This window comes from Rhizobium sp. CIAT894, assembly GCF_000172795.2.
Classification (GTDB): domain Bacteria; phylum Pseudomonadota; class Alphaproteobacteria; order Rhizobiales; family Rhizobiaceae; genus Rhizobium.
This window is the reverse complement of the sequence record NZ_CP020947.1, coordinates 713124-737101: the sequence shown is the minus strand read 5'-3', so window position 1 is coordinate 737101 and position 23978 is coordinate 713124. Positions and strand designations below refer to the sequence as shown.

The following is a 23978-nucleotide window of genomic DNA, read 5'->3' as shown; positions in this document are numbered from 1 at the left end:
CGAGGCGCGCGAAGCACCCCGCGGGTTTTCTGTATCAATCCCGTGCTATCCGTCAGGCGCGGATATCGAGCACGTAGTCGCGATGCGCCGGATGGGTGCTGTAGACGAAGATCTTGTTCAGTTCCTTCTGCGTCAGCAGACGGAGGAAGCGGACTTCGATCGTATTGTTGGCGTTGACCTTCATCAGTATGCAGCCGACCTTGGTGATGCGGGCATCCGGAATATCCAGATAGAACTGCTTCGGCAGGTTGAACTGGGTGAGGATCGCGAGCGTCGCGCTGCTCATCGAGATCCGGACGATATCGCAGCGGCGCGAAGCCGCGTGCATGACGCCCTTTTCCGTATATTCGATGCGCGCGGCGTTCATCGTGTCCTCCATCTTGAACCGCTGCTCGCGGTCATACATGAAGGATTCTTCCTTGCTCAGGAAATGAGATTTTGGCTGTGACGGATTGGAAGCGGCCACTTGCTTATCCCCCTCATAAATTGACTGGGAAAAGGTAGCAGCCGATCTTTAACAGAAAGTGAGAATCCGGTCCGCCAAGTATAATTCTCGGGATTATTACCCCAAAAATAGCCGCCTCATTTCCGGTAGGTATGACCGGTCGCGTCAAAGAGGTGCAGCTTCTGCCGGTCGGCGGCAAAGCGCATCCTCTGACCCTTGTGGACATCGTAGATGCCGGGCAGCTTGACGACGATCGGCTCGCCCGGGACCAGGCCCTCGATATAGAGCAGCGTCACTTCACCGAGCGCTTCGACGATCGACACCTCGCCCTCGAAAAGATAGTCGGCGCCGTCGGCAATCCTCAGATCCTCGGGGCGGACGCCGAAGCTCGCCTGCTTGCCCTTCTCGGCCGCGTCGGTCGCCACATCCAATGTCACCGACATGCCGCCGGTCAGCGTTACCGTCGTCTGGCTTCCGGTGCCGGCGACCGTCGCCGGGATGATGTTCATGGCCGGCGAGCCGATGAATTTGGCGACGAAGAGGTTGGCCGGACGCTCGTAGAGTTCCAGCGGCGCACCAACCTGCTCGATATTGCCGGCGGAGAGAACGACGATGCGGTCGGCGAGCGTCATCGCCTCGACCTGGTCGTGGGTCACGTAGATCATCGTCGTATCGGCCATCTGTTCGTTCAGGCGGGCGATCTCGATGCGGGTGGCGACGCGCAGCGCGGCGTCGAGGTTGGAAAGCGGCTCGTCGAACAGGAAGACCTTCGGATCGCGGCAGATGGCGCGGCCGATCGCCACGCGCTGGCGCTGGCCGCCCGAAAGCGCTTTCGGCAGGCGATCGAGATATTTGGTCAGCTGCAGGCTCTCGGCCGCCGCCCGCACACGGCGGTCGATCTCCTGCTTGCTTTCGCCTGCGATCTTCATGCCGAAGGCCATGTTGTCGAAGACGGTCATGTGCGGATAGAGCGCATAGGACTGGAAGACCATGGCGATGCCGCGCTTGGAGGGTGGCACGTCATTGACGAGATGGCCGTCAATATACATCTCGCCGCCGGTGATCGCCTCGAGACCGGCGATCATGCGCAGAAGCGTGGACTTGCCGCAGCCGGACGGACCGACGAAGACGATGAATTCGCCCTGCTTGATATCGAGGTCGATCCCGTGGAGAACGTCCACGGACCCGTAGGATTTGCGGATATCCTTCAGCGTCAGTCCAGTCATGTCTCTCTCCCCTGCTGATCCTTAAGCGAGACGGGCGAAATACGCCCCCCAGGCCGGAATATCGATCTTGTCGCCATAGTTGTTGCTGATAAAGCCATGCCCCGTCAACGCCTGCCATTCTCCCGCGGGCAAGATGACGTCTGTTTCGGCCGGGCTCATGTTGAAGATGCAGAGCAGCTGCTCATTGCCGTATTCACGGGTGAAGACCAGGGCGTCGCCCTGCGGCTCCTCGAATTCGATCTCACCCTTGGCAAAGGCCGGGTGCAATTTGCGGAAGGCGATGAAGCGGCGATAGTGCTCGAGCACCGAAGTCTCGTCGCCCTGCTGGACGTTGACGGCGCGCAGAATATGCTCGACCGGCACCGGCAGCCAGGGCTTGACTGTCGAAAAGCCGCCCTGGGCGACGTGACTGTCCCAGACCATCGGCGTGCGGCAGCCGTCACGGCCCTTGAATTCCGGCCAGAACTGGATGCCGTAGGGATCCTGCAGATCCTGATAGGCGAGATCGGCCTCGGTCAGCGCCAGCTCCTCGCCCTGATAGAGGCAGACGGAGCCGCGCAGGCTCAGCAGCAGCGAGGCATAGAGCTTGGCAAAGGCGTCGTGATCGGCGACCAGCCCGCCCCAGCGGCTGACATGGCGCACGACGTCGTGGTTGGAGAAAGCCCAGCAGGCCCAGCCGTCGGGTGCGGCGGCTTCGAAATCCTGCATCACCTCTTCCACGCGCTCGGCCGTCAGCGGATCGGGCGCCAGGAACTCGAAGGCATAACACATATGCATCTTGTCGTTGCCGGAGGTATATTCGCCGACGATTTCGAGGCCTCGCTGGCTGTCGCCAACCTCGCCGACGGCGGCGATCGCCGGGAATTCCTCGAGAACGGCGCGGAAGCGCTTGAGGAAGGCAAGATTCTCCGGCCGGTTCTTGTCGTAGATATGCTCCTGAAAATTATAGGGATTGACCGCCGGCGCCGTCGAAGCGTTGCGGCGTTCGGGGGCGAGCGCCGGATTGTCGCGCAGAAGCGGATCGTGGAAATAGAAATTGATGGTGTCGAGGCGGAAGCCGTCGACGCCGCGATTGAGCCAGAAGCGCACGACATCGAGCAGGCGATCCTGCACTTCCGGATTATGCAGGTTCATATCCGGCTGCGAGGTCAGGAAGTTGTGCAGGTAATATTGCATGCGCGTCGGATCCCACGCCCATGCCGAGCCGCCGAAGATCGACAGCCAGTTGTTCGGCGGCGTGCCATCCGGCTTGGCGTCGGCCCAGACATACCAGTCGGCCTTGGCGTTGGTCTTGCTGGAGCGGCTCTGGACGAACCAGGGATGCTGATCCGAGCTGTGGGAGATGACCAGATCGATCATCACCCGGATGCCGAGCCGATGGGCCTCAGCGATCATCGTGTCGAAATCCACCAGTGTGCCGAAGATCGAATCGACATTCTCGTAGTCGGAGACGTCGTAGCCGAAATCGCGCATCGGCGAGGTGAAGAAGGGCGAGATCCAGATTGCATCGACGCCGAGGCTTGCCACATGCGGCAAGCGGGCGGTGATGCCCTTCAGGTCGCCGATGCCGTCGCCGTTGGAATCCTGGTAGGAGCGCGGGTAGATCTGGTAGATCACCGCGCCGCGCCACCAGTCCTTGTCAGGGATCGAGATCGATTGGGGAGCCACGTTCATGGGATATCCTGTCTGAAGTCACGTTCGGAAATGGTCAGCCTCCCTTGACCGAACCCGCCAGCAGGCCGCGCACCAGATAACGCTGCAGCCCGAAGAAGACGAGCAGCGGCACGATGATGGTGACGAAGGCCGACGCCGTCAAAATCTCCCAGTTGCCGCCGCGCGAGCCGAGCAGCGCGTTCAGGCTGCCGGTGAGAACGAGGTGGTCCTTGTCGGTGCCGAGGAAGACCATGGCGACGAGCAGGTCGTTCCACACCCACAGGAACTGGAAGATGGCGAAGGAGGCGAGTGCCGGGAAGGACAAAGGCAATACGATGCGGGTGAATATCTCGAAGTCGCTGGCGCCGTCGACGCGGGCGGATTCGATGATCTCCTTCGGCAGGCCGGCGATATAGGCCCGCAGGAGATAGATGGCGAGCGGCATGCCGAAGGCGGTGTGGGCGAGCCAGATGCCGGGATAGGTCTTCGACGGCTGGCCGAGCATGTTGCCGATTTCGTTATAGAGACGCAGCAGCGGGATCAGCGACATCTGCAGCGGCACGACGATGAGGCCGACGACGAGCGCGATCAACAGCGCTCGACCGGGAAATTCCATCCAGCTCAGCGCATAGGCCGCAAAAGCGGCAATCAGGATCGGAATGATCGTCGCCGGGATCGTTACCGTCAGCGAATTGATGAAGGACTGGCCGATGCCTTCGCCGGTCAGAACGGTCTTATAGTTCTGCATGGTGAATTCCGGCGGCGCCGAGACGGAGGCATAGATGCGCCGCGGGCGTTCGTCGGGCGAAAAGGCGGCATTCTTCACATAGCGGTAGCTGCCGTCGCTGTTGATCTGCAGGGTTTCGCCGTCGCCGAGATCGGCGGTCTCGCCGGCCTCGAAGGCAGCCGGCTGCTGCACGCGGTTGCCGAAGGCCTTGACCGAGCGGCCGGTCTGGCCTTCCAGCACGTTGCCGGCAATGACGTAGAGAGCCCCTTCCTGCTTCTGCTGGTCTGCCGTGCCGAGACGGACGGCGACGGTCTGCGTCGAGCCGACGAAGGCCGTCCACCAGCCGGAGACGACGATCTGGTCCTTGTCGCGCAGCGCGCTGACGAAGATGCCGAGCGTCGGGATCAGCCAGACGATGACGATCAGCAGAACGGCGGCGTGAACGAAGAGGCGGGCGGGGCCGATCTTGAAGTAGCTTCCAGCAGCGGTCATCTCAATGCCCCTTCAGTTCGCGATTGGCGCGGCGCACGTTCCACACCATGATCGGCGTGACGGCGAGCATGATGATGATGGCGATGACGGCGCTTCGGCCGGAATCGCCGCCGCCGCGGAACATCCAGTCGAACATCAGATTGGCCAGCACCATCGTCTGCCACTGGCCGTTGGTCATGGTCAGCACGATATCGAAGACCTTGAGGACGAGGATGGTGATCGTCGTCCAGACGACGGCGATGGAGCCCCAGACCTGCGGCACCATGATGCGCCAGAAAATCTGCCAGCCATTGGCGCCGTCAATGACGGCGGCCTCGATCGTCTCCTCGGGGATGCCGCGAAGTGCCGCCGACAGGATGACCATGGCAAAACCCGTCTGGATCCAGATCAGGATGATCATCAGGAAGAAGTTGTTCCAGAAGGGAATGGAAATCCACACCTCGGGCGTGCCGCCGAAGGTCTGGACGATGGCGTTCAGCAGGCCGATCTGGACGTCGTTGCCGCCGCGATATTCATAGATGAATTTCCAGATGACCGAGGCGCCGACAAAGGAGATCGCCATCGGCATGAAGACGATGCTCTTGGCGATATTGCCCCACCAGATGCGATCGGTCATCACCGCGATGACGAGGCCGAAGAAGGTGCAGGCGGCCGGCACGACGGCAAGCCAGAGGATGTTGTTGAAGATCGACTGGCGGAATTCGCGGTCGTTCAGGGCCCACAGGTAGTTCGTCGCGCCGACGAACTCGTTGCCCGACCGGTCGTAGAAGGACAGGATGAAGGTCGCAACGACGGGATAGACAAGGTAGACGATCAACAGGAACAGCGCCGGACCGAGGAACAGCCAGGGGCGGATCATTGCGCGCCGGTTCAGGTTGCGCGAGGCCTGACGGATGTCACCGTCCTTCACCGGCAGAGCGAGATCGAGAATCATGTTCGAGAAAAAGAAATAGGCCGAGCACGCGATAACGGCCCCGACCACGACGCCCAAAGCGGACACAATCTGCAACAGCATTTCGCCCCTCCCCTGCTTCCCCTGATCTTATTCCGACCGGTTGTTATTCTGACGGGTCAGCGCCGGTCATCGTCAATCTTTGATTGCTCAGAATATATGCTGCGTTGGCCGGGCTCCTTGCGAACCCGGCCAGTCATGCAAGCCATGCCGCCGGCAAGCCGGCGGCACCGTTTTGAGGATTACTTGATGCCGTCCCAGGCGCTCTGGATTTCGGCTGCGGCGTCCTGCGCGGACTTGCCACCGACGAAATCGACCATGCCCGTCCAGAAGGCGCCGGCGCCGATCTTGCCCGGCATCAGGTCGGAACCGTCGAAGCGGAAGGTGGTGGCCGAGGTCAGGATCTCGCCTTCCTTCTTCATCTGCGGATTGGCGTAGGCCTCGGTGCTGACGCCCTTATACGGGGTCAGGAAGCTCGACTGCGCCATCCAGACCTCATGTGCGATCGGGGTCTTCAGGAAGTCGATGAAGGCACGGGCGGTCTTCGAGTCCTTGGCGATCGAGACGAGGGTGCCGGCGCCGAGAACCGGCTTGCCGAGTTCGGGATGCGACGCAAAGGTCGGCATGTAGAAGAAGTCGGCATCCTGGCCGAGCTTCGTGCCCTCCGGGAAGAAGGACGGAATGAACGAGGCCTGATGGTGCATGTAGCACTTCGGCGGAACAGCGAAGAGGCCCTTCGGGCTGTCGCGGAAATCGGTCGAGGCCACGGCCGCGACGCCGCCGTCGACATATTTCTCGTTCTTGGCGAACTTGCCGAATTCGTCGATCGCGGCAACGACGGCCGGATCGGTGAACTTCAGCTCGTTGGTCGTCCACTTGTCATAGGCCTCAGGCGGCTGGGTGCGCAGCATGATGTCCTCGACCCAGTCGGTCGCCGGCCAGCCGGTGGCGCCGCCGGACCCGAGACCGATGCACCAGGGAACGCCGCCGTCCTTGACGATCTGATCGGTCAGGGCATGCAGCTCTTCCATGGTCGTCGGGATCTTGTAGCCGGCCTCTTCGAAATTCTCCGGAACATACCAGACCAGCGACTTCACGTCGGCCTTGTAAGGGAAGGCGTAGAAGGCTTCCTTGCCGTCCTTGCCCTTGTAGGTGCCGTAACCGACCCAGCTGTCGCCGGCGCCGTAATTGTCCTTGATCCACTTGGAGTTGTCATCGCCGAGCGGCGTCAGGAAGCCCTTGCTGGCGAGATCGGCCAGGAGGCCCGGCTGCGGCAGGATGGCGACGTTCGGCGGCGAGCCCGCCTGCGTGTCGATGACGATCTGCTGTTCGTAATTTTCGGAAGAGGAATATTTGGCTTCGATGCCGGTGGCTTCGGTGAAATAGGCAAGAACGCTCATGAAGAACGCCTCGTCCTCGCCGCGCCACGGCCCGAAGATCGTCAGCGGCTGACCCTTCAGATCGGCATGCGCGGCCTTGAATTCGTCATAGCTCTTCCAATTGAACTTGGAATCCTGGCCCGGGGCAAATTTCAGATCGGCCGCGGACGCAGCACCGGCAAAAAGCGCCGCCACGGCAACGCTCATCAAAAATGACTTTTTCATGTGATCATCCTCCCATCACAATCCCAACCACGCCGAATTCCCTCAAAAAGAAATTTCAAAGCGCTTTGACACCCAACTCATTTCACTTTCAGTGGAATGGAGTCAAGTCATTTCGCGAAAAACCGGCTGTGTACAGGCGGAATATCGCAGCGCAGCAGCGCCTATCGGGAAATATGGAGCGATTTTTCTTGAGTCAAGCGCACCAAATGCTACATAATTGAAAGCGCTTTGGATGCCCCGGGGAGGCGACAAGCCTTTTCAAGATGGCTAAAGAGCGGGCGGGGAGGAAGCATAGCAGGTGAATCTCAAGCAGCTATCGGAATTGCTGGGACTGTCGCAAACGACGGTGAGCCGAGCGCTCAACGGCTATCCCGAGGTCAACGAGGCGACCCGGGAGCGCGTGCTCCAGGCCGTCAAGGAAACCGGGTACCGGCCGAACAAGGCGGCGCAGCGGCTGGCGACCGGCAAGGCGGGCTCGATCGGCCTCGTCATGCCGACGGCGCCCGGCCATCAGTCCGACGTGCATTTCGGCGAATTCCTGGCCGGGCTCGGCGAGGAGGCCGTGCGCCACGATTTCCATTTCGTCATCATGCCGGCCGACCCGGACGACGAGGTGGCAGCACTCCGGCGCCTTGCGATCAGTGGCAATGTCGATGCGCTGTTCGTCGCCTATATGCGCGGCCACGATCCGCGGCTTCCCATGCTGAAATCGCTCTCCATCCCCTATGTCGTGCACGGCCGCTCCTTCGGTTCGGAGCCGGACTATCCCTATCTCGACATCGACAATGAAGGCGCCTTCTACGATGCGACGCGGCTCCTGCTGCAACTCGGCCATACGCGCTTTGCGCTGATGAACGGACCGATGCATCTCGATTTCGCCATCCGCAGAAGAAACGGCGTGGTCGCGGCCCTTGCCGAGCGCGGGCTCGCGCTCGAGGAGGATTGCGTCAGCCACGCGCTGATGACCGACGAACAGGGGCTGCTGGCGATGGAACGCTTCCTGCAGTTGCCGGAGCGGCCGACGGCGATCCTCTGCTCCAGCACGGTGCTGGCGCTTGGCGCGATCCGCGCGGTCAACCAGGCGGGATTGCGGCTCGGCGAGGATATTTCGCTGATCGCCCACGACGACGTGCTGCCGCTGTTGAAGCCGGAAAACTTCTCCGTGCCGCTGACGACGACGCGCTCCTCGCTCAGGGCCGCCGGCGCCCGCATCGCCCAGCGGCTGATCGGCACAGTGAAACAGGCCGGCCCCTTCCCCGACCAGGAACTCTGGAAGACCGAATTGATCGTCAGGGCCTCGACCGGCCCTGCCCCGCAAATATGATCAAAACTGCGGCGGGGTCTGCCCTGCGGTGCGATGGGCGGCAATGACCGTGTTGGCCATCAGCATGGCGATGGTCATCGGGCCGACGCCGCCGGGAACCGGTGTGATGGTGCTGGCGACCGCGGAAACCTCCTGGAAGGCGACGTCGCCGACGAGCCGGGTCTTGCCCTCGCCTCTTTCGGGGGCCGCCACGCGATTGATGCCGACGTCGATGACCGTCGCACCCGGCTTCACCCAATCGGCCTTGACCATTTCCGGCCGACCGACCGCGGCGACCAGAATATCGGCGTTGCGGCAGACCTCGGCGAGGTTCTTGGTCCTGGAGTGAGCGATCGTCACCGTCGCATTGGCGTTGAGCAGCAATTGCGCCATCGGCTTGCCGAACAGGTTGGAGCGGCCGATGACGACGGCGTTGAGGCCGGAGAGATCCTCGCCATGGGTGCGGCGGACGAAGACCATGGCGCCGGCCGGCGTGCAGGAGACCAGCCCGGTCTTCAGGTCGCCGGTGGCGAGCTTGCCGGCATTGACGACGCTGAGGCCGTCGACATCCTTTTCCGGAAGGATCGACTGAATGATCGGCTCGCTGTCGAGCGGCTTCGGCAAAGGCAGCTGCACCAGGATGCCGTGGATCGACGGATCGGCGTTGAGGGTGGCGACGAGGGCGGCCAGATCCTCCTGCCTGGTTTCGGCCGGCAGCGTGTGCTGGATGGACTTGAAGCCGCATTCCTTGGCCATGCGGCCCTTGGAGCCGACATAGGCGTGGCTCGCCGGGTCGTCGCCGACGATGATGACGGCAAGGCCGGTGGTGACGCCGCTGCTCTTTTCCAGCGCTGCCGTCGCACTCTTGACCGTCTGAATTACGGATGCAGCTACGTTCTTGCCGTCGATTACTGTCGTCACGCGTCTCTCCGCCCTGTTTTCATGTCAATCTATGGATAGTTGACGAGCGTCAAATGCCCGCTAACGCCCTATCCTGTCGGAAAGCCGCAATGCAATATCAAACTTGCAAGGAAATGTTCGTTCAGCGCAGCGGCTGCCGCCCTTCGAGTGCATGAACACGCAGCCGGTCGCGCAGGCCGGAGATCTCGGAGCGCAGCACCTCCACCTCGTCGACCGGCGGCGGGACCGGTTGAGATGCCCGCATGGAAGAGGGCGATGGCGACACAGGCATCTCCTCTTCGGCGACCGTGCGCTTACGCCGGCGCAGTAGCGAAGCCGCAGCAAGACCTGTGATGAAACCCGCGGCAGCGCCGGCGAGCGAACGCCCGGTCCGGCCATCCGCGGCCGATACCGCCGTTGCCAGCGCCGGCTTGATGAGAGCGATATGGCCGTCGGCGGCCGTTCCCGCCGACACGGAAGCCGCATCGTCCAGGCGCGACCGTGCGGCAGCCGCCTTCTCGCTGAGTTCGGTCAGCCGGGAAAGATCGACGCCGGTATCGCGGCTTTGAGCGATCAACGTGTTGCGGCGATCGTTCAGGCCCCTACGCGCATCGACGGCGGCCTTGGCAGCGGCGTTGGCAGCCTGAGCAAGACGGGTAAGCTCCTTGCTCATATTCTCCTTCAGGCCATCGGTCTCGGCCTGCTGCTGCAAGAGGCGCGGATGACGCGGGCCGAGCTCGGCCGAAAGCTGCGCCAGCGCCGTCTTGGCGATGGCATATTTGTCTCGCCAGTCCTGCAGCGCCGGCGAGAGCATATCGGCGGGCAACGAACCAGCGAGCACTTCGGCAAGTTTTGCCGCCTTCAGCCGGTCGGCCTGCGCCTTGGCGGTCAGGATCGTCTGGTCGGCCTCTTTCAGATCGGCATCGAGCCGGTCGATCTGGCGGCGAAGATCGATCGCCACCTTGACGTTGCCTTCGCCGCTCTTTGCCGTGAAGGCTGTCAGTTCGGCCTTTGCCTCGTCATAGGCCTTGCGCAGGGTGGCGTCGGTTTCGGTGTTTCCGCCGGATCCGTCTCCGGCGGAAACCGCCTCGGCAAGCCTTGCGGCGATGCGCATGGATTTACCGCTGTCGCCTGTCGTCACCCTGACGAGGATCGTACCGGCGGCGGCATCGGGCAGGATCTCGACCGCATGTTTCAACGTCGCCTCGGCGCGCGAGGCCGGATCGGCAGCCGCGCCGGTCGCCGAGAGGAGATCGAGCGCAACGCCAAATGCATCGGCGCTGCGGCCGGCAAATTCGGGATCGCGATCGAGTTTCAGAGCGGTGACCGTCGAAGCGACCACCCGCGCCGACAGCAATCCTTTCGCCGCAGCCTGGGTGAAGGCGGCGCGGCTTGCGGCATCGGTCTTCACGCCGAGCGTCGCTTCGGCGCGGTAGAGAGCCGGCGAAGCCGGCATCAGCGCCGGCAGGCCCGCGCCGATGATCGTCGCAGCGGCGACCGTCATCGCAAGACCAATGCCGCCGGCGCGCCGCAATGGCGCTGCCGGTCCCTCACGGATCACCGCCGGTGGTTCGGGCGGGATCATCGGCTCGCTGGCCGGAGCAGCAAGTTCCGCATGGCGCGCCGGCTCCTGAGGAAGCGGATGGCCGACATCATTGGCAGCCCGCAGGCGATTGCCGAGGATGGTTTCGATGCGGTCGACGAGTGGCGCCGTCAGTGCCGCTTTTGCCCGCTGCTCTTCCAGCGCGCGGCCGATGGCGCGCAGCAGTTCGGCCTCGGGCGGGGCGATATCAGGCCGGTGCGACCCGGGCAATCCGTAGGCATCGTCATGGGTGCGCGCCATTGCGGGCGTCGTCGGCCGGGCGGCGGCGCGATCGTGAAAGCTGCTTCTGGCTCTGCTATCGTACATTTGCGCCACATCTCATGCACGGGGATGGCCGAGTTCGCTCATCCGCACGCGATGCGGATGATTAAACGACTCTAAATATTCATGGCAAAGAAATGGTTAACCGGGCCGGCAAGAAATGAGAGCATTGCCTGATTTCTGAGAAATCGGGCAATGCTCATCTCTTAATTTTATGCAAAGCCGCAGCACAGTTTTGCTGAATTGCTCGCTTCAGCTCGCCTTCTTGTGGCTCGACGGCGGCTGCAGGACGGTTTGGTGTTCTTCCGGATGGCTGAGAATTCTTTCCCGCCGTTGGAAGCGATAGCGCAGCACATGGTAGAGAAAGACCGGGATGCCGATAATGTAACGGCGCCAGAGCCGGGCCGGCTCCTGGATCAGGCGATAGGCCCATTCCATGCGCATCATCCGCACCGTCTTCGGCGCACGCGGAACGGCGCCGGACACGAAGTCGAAAAGCGCGCCGACGGTCAGCACCAGGCGGGCATGATCGGCGCGGATGTGGTCGTGAACCCATTTCTCCTGTAGCGGCGTTCCCATGCCGACGATCAGGATATCGACCTTCTGCCGCTCGAGCTCCTCGATGACGAGAGAGGGATCGTCCTTGTCGAAATAGCCGTCGGAGACGACGACGAATTCATGCCAGGGCGTATGCTTGCGGAAATTTTCCGCCGCCGTCTCGACGACCGAACGCGTGCCGCCGACGAGGCCGATGCGACGCGGGGCCTCCATGAAGGTGAGGAAGGCCGGCACGAAATCGGTGCCGTTCAGATTGGCGGGAAACGGCGAACCATGGGCGATCTGCGACGCAATGTTCAGGCCGATGCCATCCGGCAGCACCAGATTGTGCGACATGATTCGGTAATATTCATCATCGCGAAGCGCGGTCAGCATGTTGTGGGCATTGACGAAGCAAACCACGGTCTGGCCGACGGGAATGGAGGCCAGCTCGTTGATGAAAACGAGGGCGTCGTCCCAGCCAAGGTCGCAGACCGGCAGATCGAAGATCGTCCGCCGCGATGCGAGCACCGCGAAGTTTGCAATCAGATTCATTCCAACCTCCTGCCGAGGATGCTTCATCCGCCCGACATCCCGGAAAACAAGCCCACACTTCCCGCATCGGCGCTCGAAAGGCCGGTCGCGTCCCGCCGGGACGGCGTCGCCCCGAACCCGGAAGCGGCACATGCCAAGCTGTGGCACCTGATATAACAGGACGGTTTCAAACAACCCTTAGGAAAATTCCTTGGATTTCCATGCGCGCATAAGTGGTTTGTTAACCACATGCGCCAACGACAAACGGCGCCCTGCGGCGCCGCTTTTCTCGATGATAGGATGGTATTAACGCATGTCGCCCGGAAGTGTCAGCGGTTCCGGGATAACGACATGCGTAAAAACAAGGAGCTTTAGTGAGCGGCCGGTGCCGGCGCATCGCCGGCCGGTGCGGTCTCGACGATCTTGACGGGTGTGCTCACCTTCTTCGGCTGCCCGGCGGAGCTTTCCTTGACATCTTCCTTGGAGAGATAGTCGAGCTGCTCCAGCATCACGTCGGCGACATATTCGCCGCCGAGCCGCTCGTTCATGCCCTTCTTGATCTCATCGCGGAAGGCCTTCGGATCGAAGGATTTGATGTGGGCGATATCGACCATCTTGTTGCCGACGAGCAGGCTGAAAAGCTCGTCCGTCGTCATCTCGGCCAACGGCAGCGTCACACCCTTCAACATCTCCTTGTTCATCATGAAGGAAACGCGGCCAAGGAAATAGCCGGTGATCGCACCGTCACCGATGATCGGCACCGTGATCGTTTCACCCTTCACCAGTTCGAGCGCGCTCTGCTTGGAATCCGTCGCAGCGGGCGCCGGCGCGGTCGCCAGGTACACTGAGAAATAGACCGATGCCAAGGTGATGGCGCAAACCCAGACGCCGGTGAGGACGAGCTTGATCATCAGTTACCACGCGCGGCGAATTGTTCCTGGGAATAGGTTCCGTCGGCATCGGCGTCCTGAACGGCGTTCTTCAGCAGGTCGGCGACAGCGCGAACCGCTTCGAGATGCGCCTCGACCCGCCGGGCATTGAGAACCAGCTTCTTCTTCAGGCCGTGCAGCTGATCGAGATGGGTGGCGGCAAGCTCGGCCGGATCGGTGTCGCGGAAAAGCATCGACAACTCGTAGAGGCAGCGGCTCTTGTGCGCATTGGAGACCTTGAGATCGAACTGCGGATCGCTGCCGATCCGGGTGTTCTCATTGTCGATGATCATTTCGAGGCGTCCGAGAACGGATTTGATCCTGTATTCGTTCGAAACTATTTCCATTGTACCCTCGGTTATGCGTCGCTTGCCGACTTGGCGTCGGCGGTCGGCGTGCCAAATGTCTTGCGCTGGAAGTCGTCGATCATGCTGAGTGCAGTGTTGCGGTCACGATCATCGGTCGAGGCATTGACGATCTTGCCTTCCTGCCGGCGCAGCTGCTCGCTGTACATCTGCTTGGCGATGCCGATGCCGTCACCCTTGGCCATGGTGTTGCCGAGCTGTTCGGCCATCATGCCTTTCCAGATATCGCCGGTCGCGCCCTTGCCGTAGACGTCCTCGCTTTCGCTCGGCAGCATGGACTTGACGAAATTCTGCAGAACCATGGCCTCGAATTTCCGGTAGCTTTCCGGCACTTCCTCGGCCTTGGTGCGGTTCTGGATGTTATTGACGCCGCTCTTCTGGCCGATATGGTCGAGAATATCGACCGTATTGGAGAAGCCCTTGCCGTTTTCGGCGAGGCTCGTTGCGGCAAAGGCCGCACGATTTGCCTTCAATTTTTCCTGGGCCGCCTGAACCTCCATGGGGTCGGCGGCTTTGACAACGTCCAGGACCAGATCACTGGGGGGCGAAATAGCCACGTTACAATCCTCTAATTTAAGATCGTAACGACTATGGGTTTCGAAGCTTGCTGGAGGCTGGTGTTGCGAATTGCTGATCGATGACATCGTAGACGGCGTTGTCATCGGCCTCGCGGCGCTCGGCCTCGAGGGCGTCGTTCATGTTTTCTTCGAAACGATCGCCCTTGGCGCGCTCGCGCGCCAGCCGCATCTCGTGGATCTGCTGCATGCCGGTCAGTTGCTGGTCCTTGATGGTGAGCCGGCCGAATCGATCCGCGTAATTCTGCGAGAAGGCGTGGTGGACCGGATCCATCGAGCCGAGCGCGAGGATGACGTCGTCCATCGCCGCATTGACCTCGACGCGCTGGCGGCTGGTTTCGGCCAGGTCGTTCTCGGCCATCCTTTCGAGATGCCGCTGCACCAAGAGCAGTCGCTTGAGCTTCTGGGAGCGGTTCTTTTCGACCATATCTGCCTCAACGTCCGATATAGATCGAGCCGAAGGACTGGCTGAACTGGCTGACCATCGCCGCAATCGAGAAGTAGATCAGGAAGAGCCCGCCCATCAGCAGATAGGGCGTGGAGATGAAGTAGACGGGGATCTGCGGTGCCAGCTTGTTGATGAAGCCGATCGAGACGTTGAAGATCATCCCGTAGATCAGAAACGGGCTCGCCAGCCGCAGCATGATGTAGGTGGTCTGCTCCAGCGTGTCGGTAAAGGAGATCAGCGTCGCGCGCATCTGCATCAGGCCGCCGAAGGGCATGGTGGTGTAGGAATCGATCAGCGCCCGGAAGACGATGTGATGGAAATCCATCATGAAGAGAATCATGATGCCGGCAAAGGTGATGAAGCCGGACAGACTGCTTTCCGGCGTGTCTTCGATGATGTCGGCCGAACCCGGCTGGGTGTAGCCGACCATCGTGGCAAGGATCGTCGCGGCGAACTGCATGCCGAGCGTGTAGATCCGCGCCAGCAAGCCGTACATCACGCCGACCAGCGATTCGCTGAAAATCAGGCCGATATAGGTTGGCGAACCCGTGTGGACGGCCGGGTAGACCGTGTCCCAGAGCAGCGGCATGACGGCAATCGAGAGTGCGCCGGCGATGAAGACGCGCAGCTGTTCGGGCACGCGCGCCGAGGAAAAACCCGGAAGAACCAGCACACAGCCACCGATCCGGCAGAAAACCAGGAACAGCGCGAGCACGGTCCCTTGCGGGTCTGTTATCATGAAATAGAGCCCAAAATCTTTATCTCGATGCCCTTGGCCAGTTCGACATGCGACAGCACCGGCAGCGTGGCGAACAGCCTTTCGATGATCATGCGCACATAGGAGCGTGTTTCCGGCGACGTGACAAGGGCGAATGGCAGGCCGCGATCCATGAACTCACGGATAACTTTGGTGGCCTGTTCGCTGAACTCCTCGAGGCTGCGCGGATCGATGTCGAATTCGATCACTTCGCCCTTGGGGTCGCGCTTCAGCGCCTGGTGGAAGGCGAGATCCCATTTGCTGCCGAGCCTGAGCACACGCAGCACGCCGTTGTCGGCAAGGTCGCCGCAAAGCTGCTGGGCCATGCGGATGCGGACATGCTCGACGATCTGCTCGGTCTTCCTGACATGCGGGGCGAGTTCGGCCACCGCTTCGAGAATGAGGTGCAGGTTGCGGATCGAGACGCGTTCGGCCAGCAACAGCTTGAGCACCGCCTGCAGGCCCGAATAGGACATGTGCGACGAGCAGATCTCGTCGGCAAGCTTCTTATATTCGGGGTCGAGCCGGTCGATCAGCACCTTGACGTCCTTGTAGGACAGAAGCTGCGGCAGGTTGTTGCGAATGACCTCGCTCATATGGGTCAGCACGACGGAGACGTTGTCGATCGGCTGGAAGCCCTCGCGTTTCAGATCGTCGGCGAAGTTTTCCAGGATCGAGACGGCAGGCATGCCGAAAGCCGGTTCGCGGATTTCGTCGCCCGGAATGCTCGGCCGGCGGCCGGCGCCGGTGACGACGAGGACTTCACCGACGCGCAAGAGATTGGAGGCGACCGTCGTGCCGTGGATGCGGATCTGGTAGGACTTCTCGGCGATGGCGATATCGTCGGTCACCTTGATCTCGGGCACGACGAAGCCGTATTGCGTGGCAAACTTCTTGCGCATCTTGCCGACGCGGAAGGCGAGTTCCTGGTGGGCGCCGAGCAGACGCGTCGAGACCATCTTGCCGAGCGCGAGTTCGATCTCGGAGGTGCGCAGCACCGACTTGACCGAATCCTTTTCCAGTTCCTTGTTCTGGACGACCTTCTTTTCCTCCTGCTCGCGGCGAAGCATGTTTTCAGCCTCGACCTGACGCGGGATGAACCAGGCGCCGAAGGCGAGAAGACTGCCGAGGATCACAAAGGGGACAAACGGCAGGCCCGGCATGAGGGCGAGCACGAACATCAGCACGGCCGAGACCGAGAGCGCACGGGGGTAGCCGCTCAGCTGATTGACGACCGCCTGGTCGGTGGAGCCGGTGGTGCCGCCGCGCGAGACGAGCAGGCCGGCGGCGAGCGAGACGATGAGGGCCGGCATCTGCGAGACGAGGCCGTCGCCGACCGAGAGCTTGACGAAGACGTCGGCCGCTTCGCCGATCGGCATGCCGTGGCGGAAATAGCCGATGATGATGCCGCCGAAGACGTTGATGGCGGTGATGATGAGGCCGGCGACGGCATCGCCGCGCACGAATTTCGAGGCACCGTCCATCGCACCGAAGAAGGAGCTTTCCTCTTCGAGTTCTCTGCGCCGGCGCTGGGCTTCCTTCTCGTCGATGATGCCGGCCGAAAGATCGGCATCGATCGACATCTGCTTGCCGGGGATGGCATCGAGAGTGAAACGCGCCCCAACTTCGGCGATACGCGTGGCACCCTTGGTGATGACGATGAAGTTGATGGTGATGAGGATCAGGAAGACGATCAGACCGATGACGAAGTCGCCGGACATGACAAGGCTTGCAAAACCGGCGATGACGCCGCCCGCCGCATCGTGGCCTTCATTGCCGTGGGACAGGATGACGCGGGTCGTCGCGATGTTCAGCGCCAGCCGGGTCATCGTCGCGATCAGCAGAATGGTCGGAAAAGACGAGAAATCGAGCGGCTTCTGGATCCATAGCGCGACCATCAGGATCAGCACCGAGAAGGCGATCGAGAAGGCCAGCCCCATATCGATCAGGAACGGCGGAATCGGCAGGAAGAGAATGCAGATGATGCCGATGATGCCGAGGGCAAAACCGATATCGCGCAGGCTCGGGGCGGCTTTCGGAAGGGGTAGTGCAGGTGGTTGCGCCATAACTGTCCCGTCTCTTCATGAGAGGAGCGGACATGAGGTCCGCCAATTCGGACCGACAATTAAATGGCGAAGCTTGCGCGAAGGTGGCTCAGAAACCCGACTGAATGCGCGAGAAGACCAGATTGGTAAAAATCGAAACCTGCGAGCCGACAAAAGGCGCGGTGACACCGACCACGACCAGCACGGCGACGATCTTCGGCACGAAGGTCAATGTCGCTTCCTGCACCTGGGTCAGCGCCTGGATCAAGGCAATGACGAGACCCACCACCATCGCAGCGAGGACGGCGGGACCGGAGGCAATCAGGACGGTCCAGATCGCGGCCTGGAACAGATCCAATGCATCAGCTTCATTCATCCGAAGGCAACCTCATATCGCCTTGAGGCGGCCCCGCCATGGCCGGGCCGCTATTGGTTGGTATCATCCGACGCGGCGGCGCGGCGGTATCAGGTATCGCTGCTGTCGCTGGTGGTCGTCGTGGTCGGCGCCTTGTCGGCAACGGTGATTCCCGCCTGCACGAGTATATTACCGCCATCCGTGGTCGTCGCAATGATGCCATCGGAATAAACCTTGACAGATTCGATGGTGCCTTTGACGGTGCCGTCGGCGCTTTCCATGTATTTGCCGACATAGCTACTGGCCTGGGTGAGGCTCGAGCTCGCCAGAAGGGTGTCCAGCTTGGTATTGGTCTGGACCGTCTGCTCGACCTGCGAGAAGGTCGCAAGCTGCGCCACCTGCTCGCTCGCCTTCATCGGATCGGTCGGGTCCTGGTTCTTCATCTGCGCAATGAGCAGCTGAAGGAAATTGTCGTAGTTGAGCGTCGCCTTCTTGGCCGAACTCGACGTGCTCGTCGAGGTCGAGCTGCCCACGCCTGAGGTTGCGTCTACCGCCATGGTGCGATCTCCCTACGAATCTGCTCGACCATCGTCGGCGGCATTTCGTGGTTGTTGAGGATATTGTCTTCGATCGCGTAGAGGCCGCGGATCGCCTTCAGCGCGTCGAAAGCGCGGCCGGTCGAGACGAGTGCATCGATGCGCTTCAGTTCGGCGAGGATTTCCTCGTTCTTGAAGCAGGCGAGCAGCATGGTGATCGACTTGCGGAACATCGCCGTCGAATGGTCCTTGCCCTCGGGATTGATGAGGATCATCTGCGCGATGAAATAGAGCTGGCGCAGCGGCGTCGTGGCGCCTTCCGGCTGGAGAACGTGGTTTTCGAGAAGGAATGTCACATCATTCAGGAATTCCAGCGCGACCTTGCGGTCGACGCGCAGGACGGCGCCGTTGATGAAGATTCTTTCTCCGGCTTTCAGAGAAATTCGAAGTGTGCTTTTCATTTAAGTCCATCCCTGATGATGGTGGTAACGTCGATGATGCCCTGGTAGTTATTAGACAGACGTTTTCGTATCCTGTCGCATTCCTTCAATATCCAGATCGCAATCGAGATGAGATTGGCCCTCAGCTCGATCTCCAGTTGGTTGTCGGGATGTTTCAGATCCTCGATGAAGCTGATCCATACCCGGCGCGTATAAAACAGGGCTTCGATGGCTTCGCGGCCGTATTTTTCCTTATCGCGCGCCAACGACAGCAGGTCTATGGACCGGTCAAGGACCTGCCATTCCCGCTCTTTCGCGTCGGCCACCGAGTCCTGCATGACTTCGGCATATGAGAACTGATACATTCATGCATCCTTCTGTGCGCGCCTTTGATCATCAAAGGTAGTTTACGAGACTCAACTGCTGGATCTTCGAGACGATCGTGTAAGCCGTTTCAAGCTGCGTTTCCAAAGTCTTGACGAGGGTCGAGGCTTCGTAGGGATCGACGCCCTGGAGATCGACGAGCTTGTTCTTGATAATGTTCGACTGGGCGTCGAGAGCGTCGTTGGACTTTTTGACGCGCTCCTGGGAAAGGCCGAGCTGGCTTGCCTGCGTCACGAGGCCGCTGGTCGCCTTCGTCGTGTAAGTGATCGCTTGCTTGGACACCGTGCTCATCGCATCGGCGCTGAGGTTCTGACCGAGCAGCGCCGAGGTCATCACCGAGGCGAGTGCCATGTAGCGCATGCCTTCGGAATTGGCGTTGGTCGAGGATTCGATCACTTCCGAATTGCTGATGCGGCTCGTCATGTTCTGGTTTGATGCCTGCGACCAGCCGGTCGTCGCGTTGGTCCAGTTTGCCTGGCTGAACATCGGCTCGACCGTCCCCGTGATGAAGGTTTCCATCTCGGCGCCTGTGAGCGCGCTGACCGCCTTCGGGGGCGCGAGACCGGCTGCATAGCTGTTCAGCGCCGTAACGATGGCGGCACTCGTCGCCGTCGTCTTGTCGGTCAGCGGCTGCACGTCGGTGTTGATGCCGGAGAACAGGTATTCGCCGTTCACCATGGTATTGGCCGTGTCCATCATGGTGGAGAGCGCGCTGGTCGCCGACTGGATGGCGACGGTAATGCTGCCTGGATCGTGACTGCCCTGGAGCGCCGTCAGCTTCGAAACGAGGCCGTCACCGACGTCCTTCATCTTGGAAAGGCCGAGCTGCGAGGATTCCATGCGCGCGGTGACGAGCGAATTGCTTGCTTTGATCGAGTCGATCCTGTCGACCTCGCGGCTGAAATCCACGCTTCGGGCGGCATTGCCGCCGAGCGAGACTCCGATATCGGCATAGACTCCCGTCGTTGCTTCCATCGTCGCCTTCGTCATCTGGTTCTGCCCCTGACGAATGGTCAAGCGCATCGCATTCTGAATGGCCGAACTTGAAATAAATGAGCTCTTCATGGCTTAACTCGCAATATCCAGCAATGACTTCAACATTTCGTCAACGGCGTTCAGGATTTTCGTCGCCGCCTTGTAGGACTGCTCGATGTCGAGGAGCAGCGTCAGTTCCTCGTCGAGGTTGACGCCAGTTTCATTGGAATAGGCTTCGTCGGAGCGTGACAGCGCCGCCGAAGTGTTCTCGGCCGCCGTCGTGGCGTTGCTGCGATACTGCTCGAGCCAGCCGAGGGAATTCGTGGCATATTCCATGATGCTGACGTTGGAATCGATGCCCGTCGTCGCGTCAAAACCGACTGCCGGCCCCGCCGCGGGGTCGAAATCGATGTCGGAGCCCAGCGCCGTATAGAGGCGATCGAGGTCGGTCGTATAACCGCTGAGGCCGGTGGGGTTACTGACGAGGCCAGTGGCGTTGACGCCGCCATCGCGCAGGCGCATCGGGTCGCCGCCTTGCGAGGTGATGACCCGGCTGCTGACGGTGATGGTCGAGGCCATGCCGGCAATCGCGGTGGCGCCGGTATCGACCGTGCCACCGCTCCAGGTGAAGAGGCCGGGTACATAGGCCGGACCAGCTGCCGTGTTCTGCTCCTTGAAAAGCGAGACCAGGCCGCGGGCGATTTCGTCGAGCTGCTTCTGGAAGTTCGGGGCGATCTCGTCGCGGACCTGGAGGAGCGACTGGAGGCTCCCCTGCCCTGTCGTCGTCGCTCCGCTGCCACGCGGAAGCGCCACACCGTCCACATAGACCGAATTGCCGAGTATCGTGGCGGTATAGACATCCTGCGATTTGAACGTCACCTTGCGCGGGACCGTCTCGAAGAGGATCGTCCCGTCGGTGGTGCTCAGCACCATATCGTTGTTGTCGCGCGTCGTCGTGTTGACGCCAACGATCTGCGAAATCTGCTTGAGTGCCTTCTCGCGTTCGTCGAGGGCGCCGGATGCATCCGCACCCGAGGCCGTCGCGGTTTTCACCGCATTGTTGGCCTTCTCGAAGTCACTGAGGAGCGTATTCAGCTTATCGACGTCGGTGGCGATCTGCTTGTCCGCGCCGGCGCGGACGTCCTGAACGGATTGCGATGCGTTGTTCAGCGAGTTGGCGACGTCCTGGGCGGCGGTGATGGCGCCCTGGGCGGCAACGGTGCTGCCCGGCGCCGTGCGGAAGGCCTGAAGCTTCTGCTGAAAAACGCCGAGGTAGGTGGATGGCGACGTTTCGTAGTCGTTGCCACCCATGATCGACTTGAGGTCATCGAGACCACTCAGCAACGCCTGCTGGGCGCTGTCCTGAGAAGACGATTTCAGATACTGGCGCAGGAGAGCATCTTCCTGCGCCCGGTCGATCTTGACGACCTGCGCGCCGTTCAGGGACGTGGTGAGCATCGCCTGCCGGCGCACGTAATCCTTGTTGCCCGCATTCGAAATATTGTTCGATACGACACTGCTCTGCGTGCCGGTATTGTTGAATATTCCCTGCGCGGTATTCAGTGCTGACGTGAGCGACATGGCTTACCCGTTACCCTGCTTATCTCTTGAGGTTGACGAGAACGTCCATGATGTCGGACCCAGTCTGGAACACCTTGGAATTGGCGGTATAGCTGCGCTGCGCCTCGATCATCTCGGTCAGTTCGCCGGCGAGGTCGACGTTCGAACCTTCGAGAGCGCCCGATTTGATCGTGCCGAGACCGTTGGTCTGCGGGAAGCCGGTGACGGTGACGCCCGATTGGCCGTTGGCGCTGTAGACGTTGCCGCTCATCAGCGTCAGCTTGTCCGGGCTTGCGACGTTAGCAAGCGGGATACGGTAGAGCGGCTTGTTGGTGCCATCCTCGTACTTGGCGTAGACGATGCCGTCGCCATCAATCGTGACGTCCTTGACCGGGCTTGCAGCCTGGCCGTTCGGCGTACCGGTGCCGGCAAAGGCGGCGCCGAGCTGCGTGAAGCCGGAGAGATCCATTTTGATGGTCTGACCGGTCACCGTATCGGCGATGTTAACAGTACCCGTCGAGTTGGTTATTTTGCCGTTGGCGTCGAAATCGAGCGTGGTCGTGCCAACGGCGCCGCCAGCGCTATAGGGAAAGGAGGTCGTGCCGCCAGTTGCCGCATTGGCGTTGCGGAAGATCGCAACCTGCCAGCTGCTGTTAACGGCAGGCGGCGCTGGCGGCGGCGTCGCCGCGACCGAGGTCTTGGTGAAGTAGAAGTCGTACATCACCTTGTTGCCGAGCGTGTCGTAGGCGACCATCGAGAACTTCTTGGTGTCGGTTGTCGTGGTGGCAAGGTTGGCGCTCGGCAAAGTCGCAGGAGCGACCGGGGCGATATTGGCACCGGAATCGAGATTGCCCTTGAAGACCCCGGATGTCGAGGCGATGGCGGTCAGACCTTCCTGGTTGACGTTGATGGGAACGAGGCCATCGAAGCCGTTGACCACGACGGCCGGAGAGCCGGCGTCGTAGGAATATCCCATCAGGCCGAAGCCGGCGGCATTGACGAGATTGCCTTCATCGTCCTTCTGAAAGTCGCCGGCACGGGTCAGAACCGGCGTGCCGTCAGGGCCTTGAACGATGAAGAAGCCGTCGCCGGAGATCGCAAGGTCGGTCGCGGACGTGGTGTAGGAAATATCGCCCTGGTCGGAGACGGCCTGGCGGACGGAGGTCTGAACGCCGCCGGAATTGTAGTTGCCGCCCGAGGAAGGCAGAACCAGCGACGAGAAGCTCGTCGACACGGCCTTGTAACCGGTCGTGTTAACGTTGGCGATGTTGTCGCCGACGGTGCTGAGACGGTTCGCCTGCGCGTTCATCCCCGATACCGCCGTCTTCATGCTGCCGAAAATGCTCATCTGAAAACCTCGTTTTACCTGTTAAGCTCAAGAGTATTTGTCGGGCCTTGCGTGAAGCTGTCTGTCATGGCGAGCTGCGAGGCCAATATCGAGGTTCAGCCGGGCGCCGCCGCCCGGCCTAAAAAATCAGCCCCAATCGATGCAGTAGCCAAGGAAGCGCTTGGAATCGACCGGATCGACACCGAGCTTCTTGCGCAGCTTCTTGCGCAGCTTCGAGATGTGGCTTTCGACGACGTTCTCCTCGACCTCTTCATCGAAGATGCCGTAAATAGCGTTGAAGATCTGGGTCTTGGTGACCCGGCGACCGCGATTGGCGATCAAATATTCGAGGATGCGGCGCTCGCGCCGGGGAAGCGCGAAGACTTCGCCGTTGATCTCGGGGTCACGGCCATCCGAGAAGACGCGGATGCCGCCAATCTCGGTGTAATTGGCGATCGCCTTCAGCCGGCGGCGGATCGCAGCCGCCCTTGCGAGGATTTCGCGGGGATGCACCGGTTTGCGCACGACATCGTCGACGCCGCAATCGAACAGCGCAAGGGTGTTTTCGAGCGAATGCTGGTCGCTGACCGCAATCACCGGCGCCATCGAACGATCTCGGATCGCCCGGGGCAGTTCGTAGTTGCGCTGGCCCTGACCGATCAGGAACGCCTCGACTGCCGCAATATCGGAATCGGCAGCGGTCTGCACCCACTCGCCGAATTCGGTTGGATCAAAGCCGGTGGAGGGAATGCCCTCACGGCCGAACAGAGATGTATATCCATCTTTCACGAGCTCACGCTCATCAACCACGACGATCATTCGTCCGCCTCCGAATCAGTGTGGCACTTCAATGATCTATGGGTACGAATCGTGCGAATCGGCGACAACTCGTTAAAGTTAATGGCAGAAATTAATAATTGATTAAGATCCGGGTAGCGATTTGATCTATATCTAGTGGGTACAGTTGATTATGCACACCAAAAATTCGTGGAAAAGTTAACACTCCCTTAATTATGACTTGCGCAGGCGATTCATGCCGGATTCC

At 61.0% G+C, this 23978-nt stretch carries 24 protein-coding genes; 1 reads left to right on the top strand and 23 read right to left on the bottom strand.

Annotation, left to right across the window (positions count from 1 at the left end; genetic code table 11):
* Positions 1–52: 52 nt before the first annotated feature.
* The 6 genes from RHEC894_RS03635 to RHEC894_RS03610 all read right to left on the bottom strand — a co-directional run bounded on the left by RHEC894_RS03635 (position 53) and on the right by RHEC894_RS03610 (position 7099).
* Positions 53–406: a hypothetical protein gene (locus RHEC894_RS03635; RefSeq protein WP_003588490.1), complete on the bottom strand. Its 354-nt coding sequence runs from the start codon at positions 404–406 to the stop codon at positions 53–55.
* A gap of 176 nt (positions 407–582) precedes the next feature.
* Positions 583–1671 carry a sn-glycerol-3-phosphate ABC transporter ATP-binding protein UgpC gene (gene ugpC, locus RHEC894_RS03630; RefSeq protein WP_085736247.1) on the bottom strand — a complete coding sequence of 363 codons (1089 nt, stop codon included), beginning with the start codon at positions 1669–1671 and terminating at the stop codon, positions 583–585.
* Between the two features lie 21 nt (positions 1672–1692).
* Positions 1693–3345 (bottom strand): alpha-glucosidase, encoded by a 1653-nt coding sequence (locus tag RHEC894_RS03625; protein ID WP_010069347.1) that lies wholly within the window; start codon positions 3343–3345, stop codon positions 1693–1695.
* 34 nt (positions 3346–3379) lie between these two features.
* Positions 3380–4543 (bottom strand): carbohydrate ABC transporter permease, encoded by a 1164-nt coding sequence (locus tag RHEC894_RS03620; RefSeq protein ID WP_085736245.1) that lies wholly within the window; start codon positions 4541–4543, stop codon positions 3380–3382.
* Between the two features lies 1 nt (position 4544).
* Complete coding sequence (locus RHEC894_RS03615; RefSeq protein WP_085736243.1) at positions 4545–5558, bottom strand: sugar ABC transporter permease; 1014 nt, start codon at positions 5556–5558, stop codon at positions 4545–4547.
* A 179-nt stretch (positions 5559–5737) separates the two neighbouring features.
* Positions 5738–7099, bottom strand: a complete 1362-nt coding sequence (locus RHEC894_RS03610) for an ABC transporter substrate-binding protein (RefSeq protein ID WP_085736241.1) — start codon at positions 7097–7099, stop codon at positions 5738–5740.
* A 298-nt stretch (positions 7100–7397) separates the two neighbouring features.
* Here RHEC894_RS03610 and RHEC894_RS03605 point away from each other — a divergent pair, with 298 nt between their 5' ends.
* On the top strand, positions 7398–8423 hold the full coding sequence (locus RHEC894_RS03605; protein ID WP_085736238.1) for a substrate-binding domain-containing protein: 1026 nt from the start codon (positions 7398–7400) through the stop codon (positions 8421–8423).
* Here RHEC894_RS03605 and folD read toward each other — a convergent pair whose 3' ends face one another.
* The 17 genes from folD to RHEC894_RS03520 form a co-directional block, all read right to left on the bottom strand.
* Positions 8424–9323: a bifunctional methylenetetrahydrofolate dehydrogenase/methenyltetrahydrofolate cyclohydrolase FolD gene (gene folD / locus RHEC894_RS03600; RefSeq protein WP_085736237.1), complete on the bottom strand. Its 900-nt coding sequence runs from the start codon at positions 9321–9323 to the stop codon at positions 8424–8426. It lies immediately after the preceding gene.
* Positions 9324–9444: 121 nt separating this feature from the next.
* The gene (locus tag RHEC894_RS03595; RefSeq protein WP_085736234.1) at positions 9445–11211 is read right to left on the bottom strand and encodes a succinoglycan biosynthesis protein exop; all 1767 of its coding nucleotides are present in this window, start codon (positions 11209–11211) and stop codon (positions 9445–9447) included.
* Positions 11212–11418: 207 nt separating this feature from the next.
* Positions 11419–12258: a WecB/TagA/CpsF family glycosyltransferase gene (locus RHEC894_RS03590; RefSeq protein ID WP_010068667.1), complete on the bottom strand. Its 840-nt coding sequence runs from the start codon at positions 12256–12258 to the stop codon at positions 11419–11421.
* Positions 12259–12608: 350 nt separating this feature from the next.
* Entirely contained in the window at positions 12609–13148 is a 540-nt protein-coding gene (locus RHEC894_RS03585) for a hypothetical protein (protein WP_085736232.1), read from the bottom strand.
* Positions 13148–13513 carry a hypothetical protein gene (locus RHEC894_RS03580; RefSeq protein WP_085736230.1) on the bottom strand — a complete coding sequence of 122 codons (366 nt, stop codon included), beginning with the start codon at positions 13511–13513 and terminating at the stop codon, positions 13148–13150. The genes RHEC894_RS03585 and RHEC894_RS03580 overlap by 1 nt, the downstream gene beginning before the upstream one ends.
* A gap of 11 nt (positions 13514–13524) precedes the next feature.
* The gene (locus tag RHEC894_RS03575; protein ID WP_085736229.1) at positions 13525–14088 is read right to left on the bottom strand and encodes a rod-binding protein; all 564 of its coding nucleotides are present in this window, start codon (positions 14086–14088) and stop codon (positions 13525–13527) included.
* Between the two features lie 31 nt (positions 14089–14119).
* Positions 14120–14533: a hypothetical protein gene (locus RHEC894_RS03570; RefSeq protein WP_010068565.1), complete on the bottom strand. Its 414-nt coding sequence runs from the start codon at positions 14531–14533 to the stop codon at positions 14120–14122.
* Between the two features lie 7 nt (positions 14534–14540).
* The gene (locus RHEC894_RS03565) at positions 14541–15293 is read right to left on the bottom strand and encodes a flagellar biosynthetic protein FliR (protein ID WP_010068564.1); all 753 of its coding nucleotides are present in this window, start codon (positions 15291–15293) and stop codon (positions 14541–14543) included.
* Complete coding sequence (gene flhA, locus RHEC894_RS03560) at positions 15290–17377, bottom strand: flagellar biosynthesis protein FlhA (RefSeq protein WP_085736228.1); 2088 nt, start codon at positions 17375–17377, stop codon at positions 15290–15292. The genes RHEC894_RS03565 and flhA overlap by 4 nt, the downstream gene beginning before the upstream one ends.
* An 88-nt stretch (positions 17378–17465) precedes the next feature.
* The gene (gene fliQ / locus RHEC894_RS03555) at positions 17466–17732 is read right to left on the bottom strand and encodes a flagellar biosynthesis protein FliQ (protein WP_010067422.1); all 267 of its coding nucleotides are present in this window, start codon (positions 17730–17732) and stop codon (positions 17466–17468) included.
* Between the two features lie 89 nt (positions 17733–17821).
* Complete coding sequence (gene flgD, locus RHEC894_RS03550; RefSeq protein WP_085736227.1) at positions 17822–18268, bottom strand: flagellar hook assembly protein FlgD; 447 nt, start codon at positions 18266–18268, stop codon at positions 17822–17824.
* Positions 18259–18708, bottom strand: a complete 450-nt coding sequence (gene flbT, locus RHEC894_RS03545; protein WP_085736226.1) for a flagellar biosynthesis repressor FlbT — start codon at positions 18706–18708, stop codon at positions 18259–18261. The genes flgD and flbT overlap by 10 nt, the downstream gene beginning before the upstream one ends.
* The gene (gene flaF, locus RHEC894_RS03540) at positions 18705–19052 is read right to left on the bottom strand and encodes a flagellar biosynthesis regulator FlaF (protein ID WP_003570294.1); all 348 of its coding nucleotides are present in this window, start codon (positions 19050–19052) and stop codon (positions 18705–18707) included. The genes flbT and flaF overlap by 4 nt, the downstream gene beginning before the upstream one ends.
* A gap of 31 nt (positions 19053–19083) precedes the next feature.
* Positions 19084–20136 (bottom strand): flagellar hook-associated family protein, encoded by a 1053-nt coding sequence (locus RHEC894_RS03535; protein WP_085736224.1) that lies wholly within the window; start codon positions 20134–20136, stop codon positions 19084–19086.
* 3 nt (positions 20137–20139) lie between these two features.
* Positions 20140–21627, bottom strand: a complete 1488-nt coding sequence (gene flgK / locus RHEC894_RS03530) for a flagellar hook-associated protein FlgK (RefSeq protein WP_085736222.1) — start codon at positions 21625–21627, stop codon at positions 20140–20142.
* Between the two features lie 19 nt (positions 21628–21646).
* Positions 21647–22954: a flagellar hook protein FlgE gene (locus tag RHEC894_RS03525; RefSeq protein ID WP_085736220.1), complete on the bottom strand. Its 1308-nt coding sequence runs from the start codon at positions 22952–22954 to the stop codon at positions 21647–21649.
* Positions 22955–23080: 126 nt separating this feature from the next.
* Positions 23081–23752: a winged helix-turn-helix domain-containing protein gene (locus RHEC894_RS03520; RefSeq protein WP_085736218.1), complete on the bottom strand. Its 672-nt coding sequence runs from the start codon at positions 23750–23752 to the stop codon at positions 23081–23083.
* Positions 23753–23978 lie beyond the last annotated feature (226 nt).

Coding starts and splice junctions, on each gene's coding strand:
- RHEC894_RS03615 (WP_085736243.1), bottom strand. CDS start 5,558: ATGCTGTTGCAGATTGTGTCCGCTTTGGGCGTCGTGGTCGGGGCCGTT.
- RHEC894_RS03570 (WP_010068565.1), bottom strand. CDS start 14,533: ATGGTCGAAAAGAACCGCTCCCAGAAGCTCAAGCGACTGCTCTTGGTG.
- flhA (WP_085736228.1), bottom strand. CDS start 17,377: ATGGCGCAACCACCTGCACTACCCCTTCCGAAAGCCGCCCCGAGCCTG.
- RHEC894_RS03535 (WP_085736224.1), bottom strand. CDS start 20,136: ATGAAGAGCTCATTTATTTCAAGTTCGGCCATTCAGAATGCGATGCGC.
- ugpC (WP_085736247.1), bottom strand. CDS start 1,671: ATGACTGGACTGACGCTGAAGGATATCCGCAAATCCTACGGGTCCGTG.
- RHEC894_RS03610 (WP_085736241.1), bottom strand. CDS start 7,099: ATGAAAAAGTCATTTTTGATGAGCGTTGCCGTGGCGGCGCTTTTTGCC.
- RHEC894_RS03625 (WP_010069347.1), bottom strand. CDS start 3,345: ATGAACGTGGCTCCCCAATCGATCTCGATCCCTGACAAGGACTGGTGG.
- RHEC894_RS03520 (WP_085736218.1), bottom strand. CDS start 23,752: ATGATCGTCGTGGTTGATGAGCGTGAGCTCGTGAAAGATGGATATACA.
- RHEC894_RS03635 (WP_003588490.1), bottom strand. CDS start 406: ATGTATGACCGCGAGCAGCGGTTCAAGATGGAGGACACGATGAACGCC.
- RHEC894_RS03595 (WP_085736234.1), bottom strand. CDS start 11,211: ATGTACGATAGCAGAGCCAGAAGCAGCTTTCACGATCGCGCCGCCGCC.
- RHEC894_RS03580 (WP_085736230.1), bottom strand. CDS start 13,513: ATGGAAATAGTTTCGAACGAATACAGGATCAAATCCGTTCTCGGACGC.
- RHEC894_RS03620 (WP_085736245.1), bottom strand. CDS start 4,543: ATGACCGCTGCTGGAAGCTACTTCAAGATCGGCCCCGCCCGCCTCTTC.
- flgK (WP_085736222.1), bottom strand. CDS start 21,627: ATGTCGCTCACGTCAGCACTGAATACCGCGCAGGGAATATTCAACAAT.
- RHEC894_RS03585 (WP_085736232.1), bottom strand. CDS start 13,148: ATGATCAAGCTCGTCCTCACCGGCGTCTGGGTTTGCGCCATCACCTTG.
- flgD (WP_085736227.1), bottom strand. CDS start 18,268: ATGGCGGTAGACGCAACCTCAGGCGTGGGCAGCTCGACCTCGACGAGC.
- flbT (WP_085736226.1), bottom strand. CDS start 18,708: ATGAAAAGCACACTTCGAATTTCTCTGAAAGCCGGAGAAAGAATCTTC.
- flaF (WP_003570294.1), bottom strand. CDS start 19,052: ATGTATCAGTTCTCATATGCCGAAGTCATGCAGGACTCGGTGGCCGAC.
- RHEC894_RS03565 (WP_010068564.1), bottom strand. CDS start 15,293: ATGATAACAGACCCGCAAGGGACCGTGCTCGCGCTGTTCCTGGTTTTC.
- RHEC894_RS03590 (WP_010068667.1), bottom strand. CDS start 12,258: ATGAATCTGATTGCAAACTTCGCGGTGCTCGCATCGCGGCGGACGATC.
- fliQ (WP_010067422.1), bottom strand. CDS start 17,732: ATGAATGAAGCTGATGCATTGGATCTGTTCCAGGCCGCGATCTGGACC.
- RHEC894_RS03525 (WP_085736220.1), bottom strand. CDS start 22,954: ATGAGCATTTTCGGCAGCATGAAGACGGCGGTATCGGGGATGAACGCG.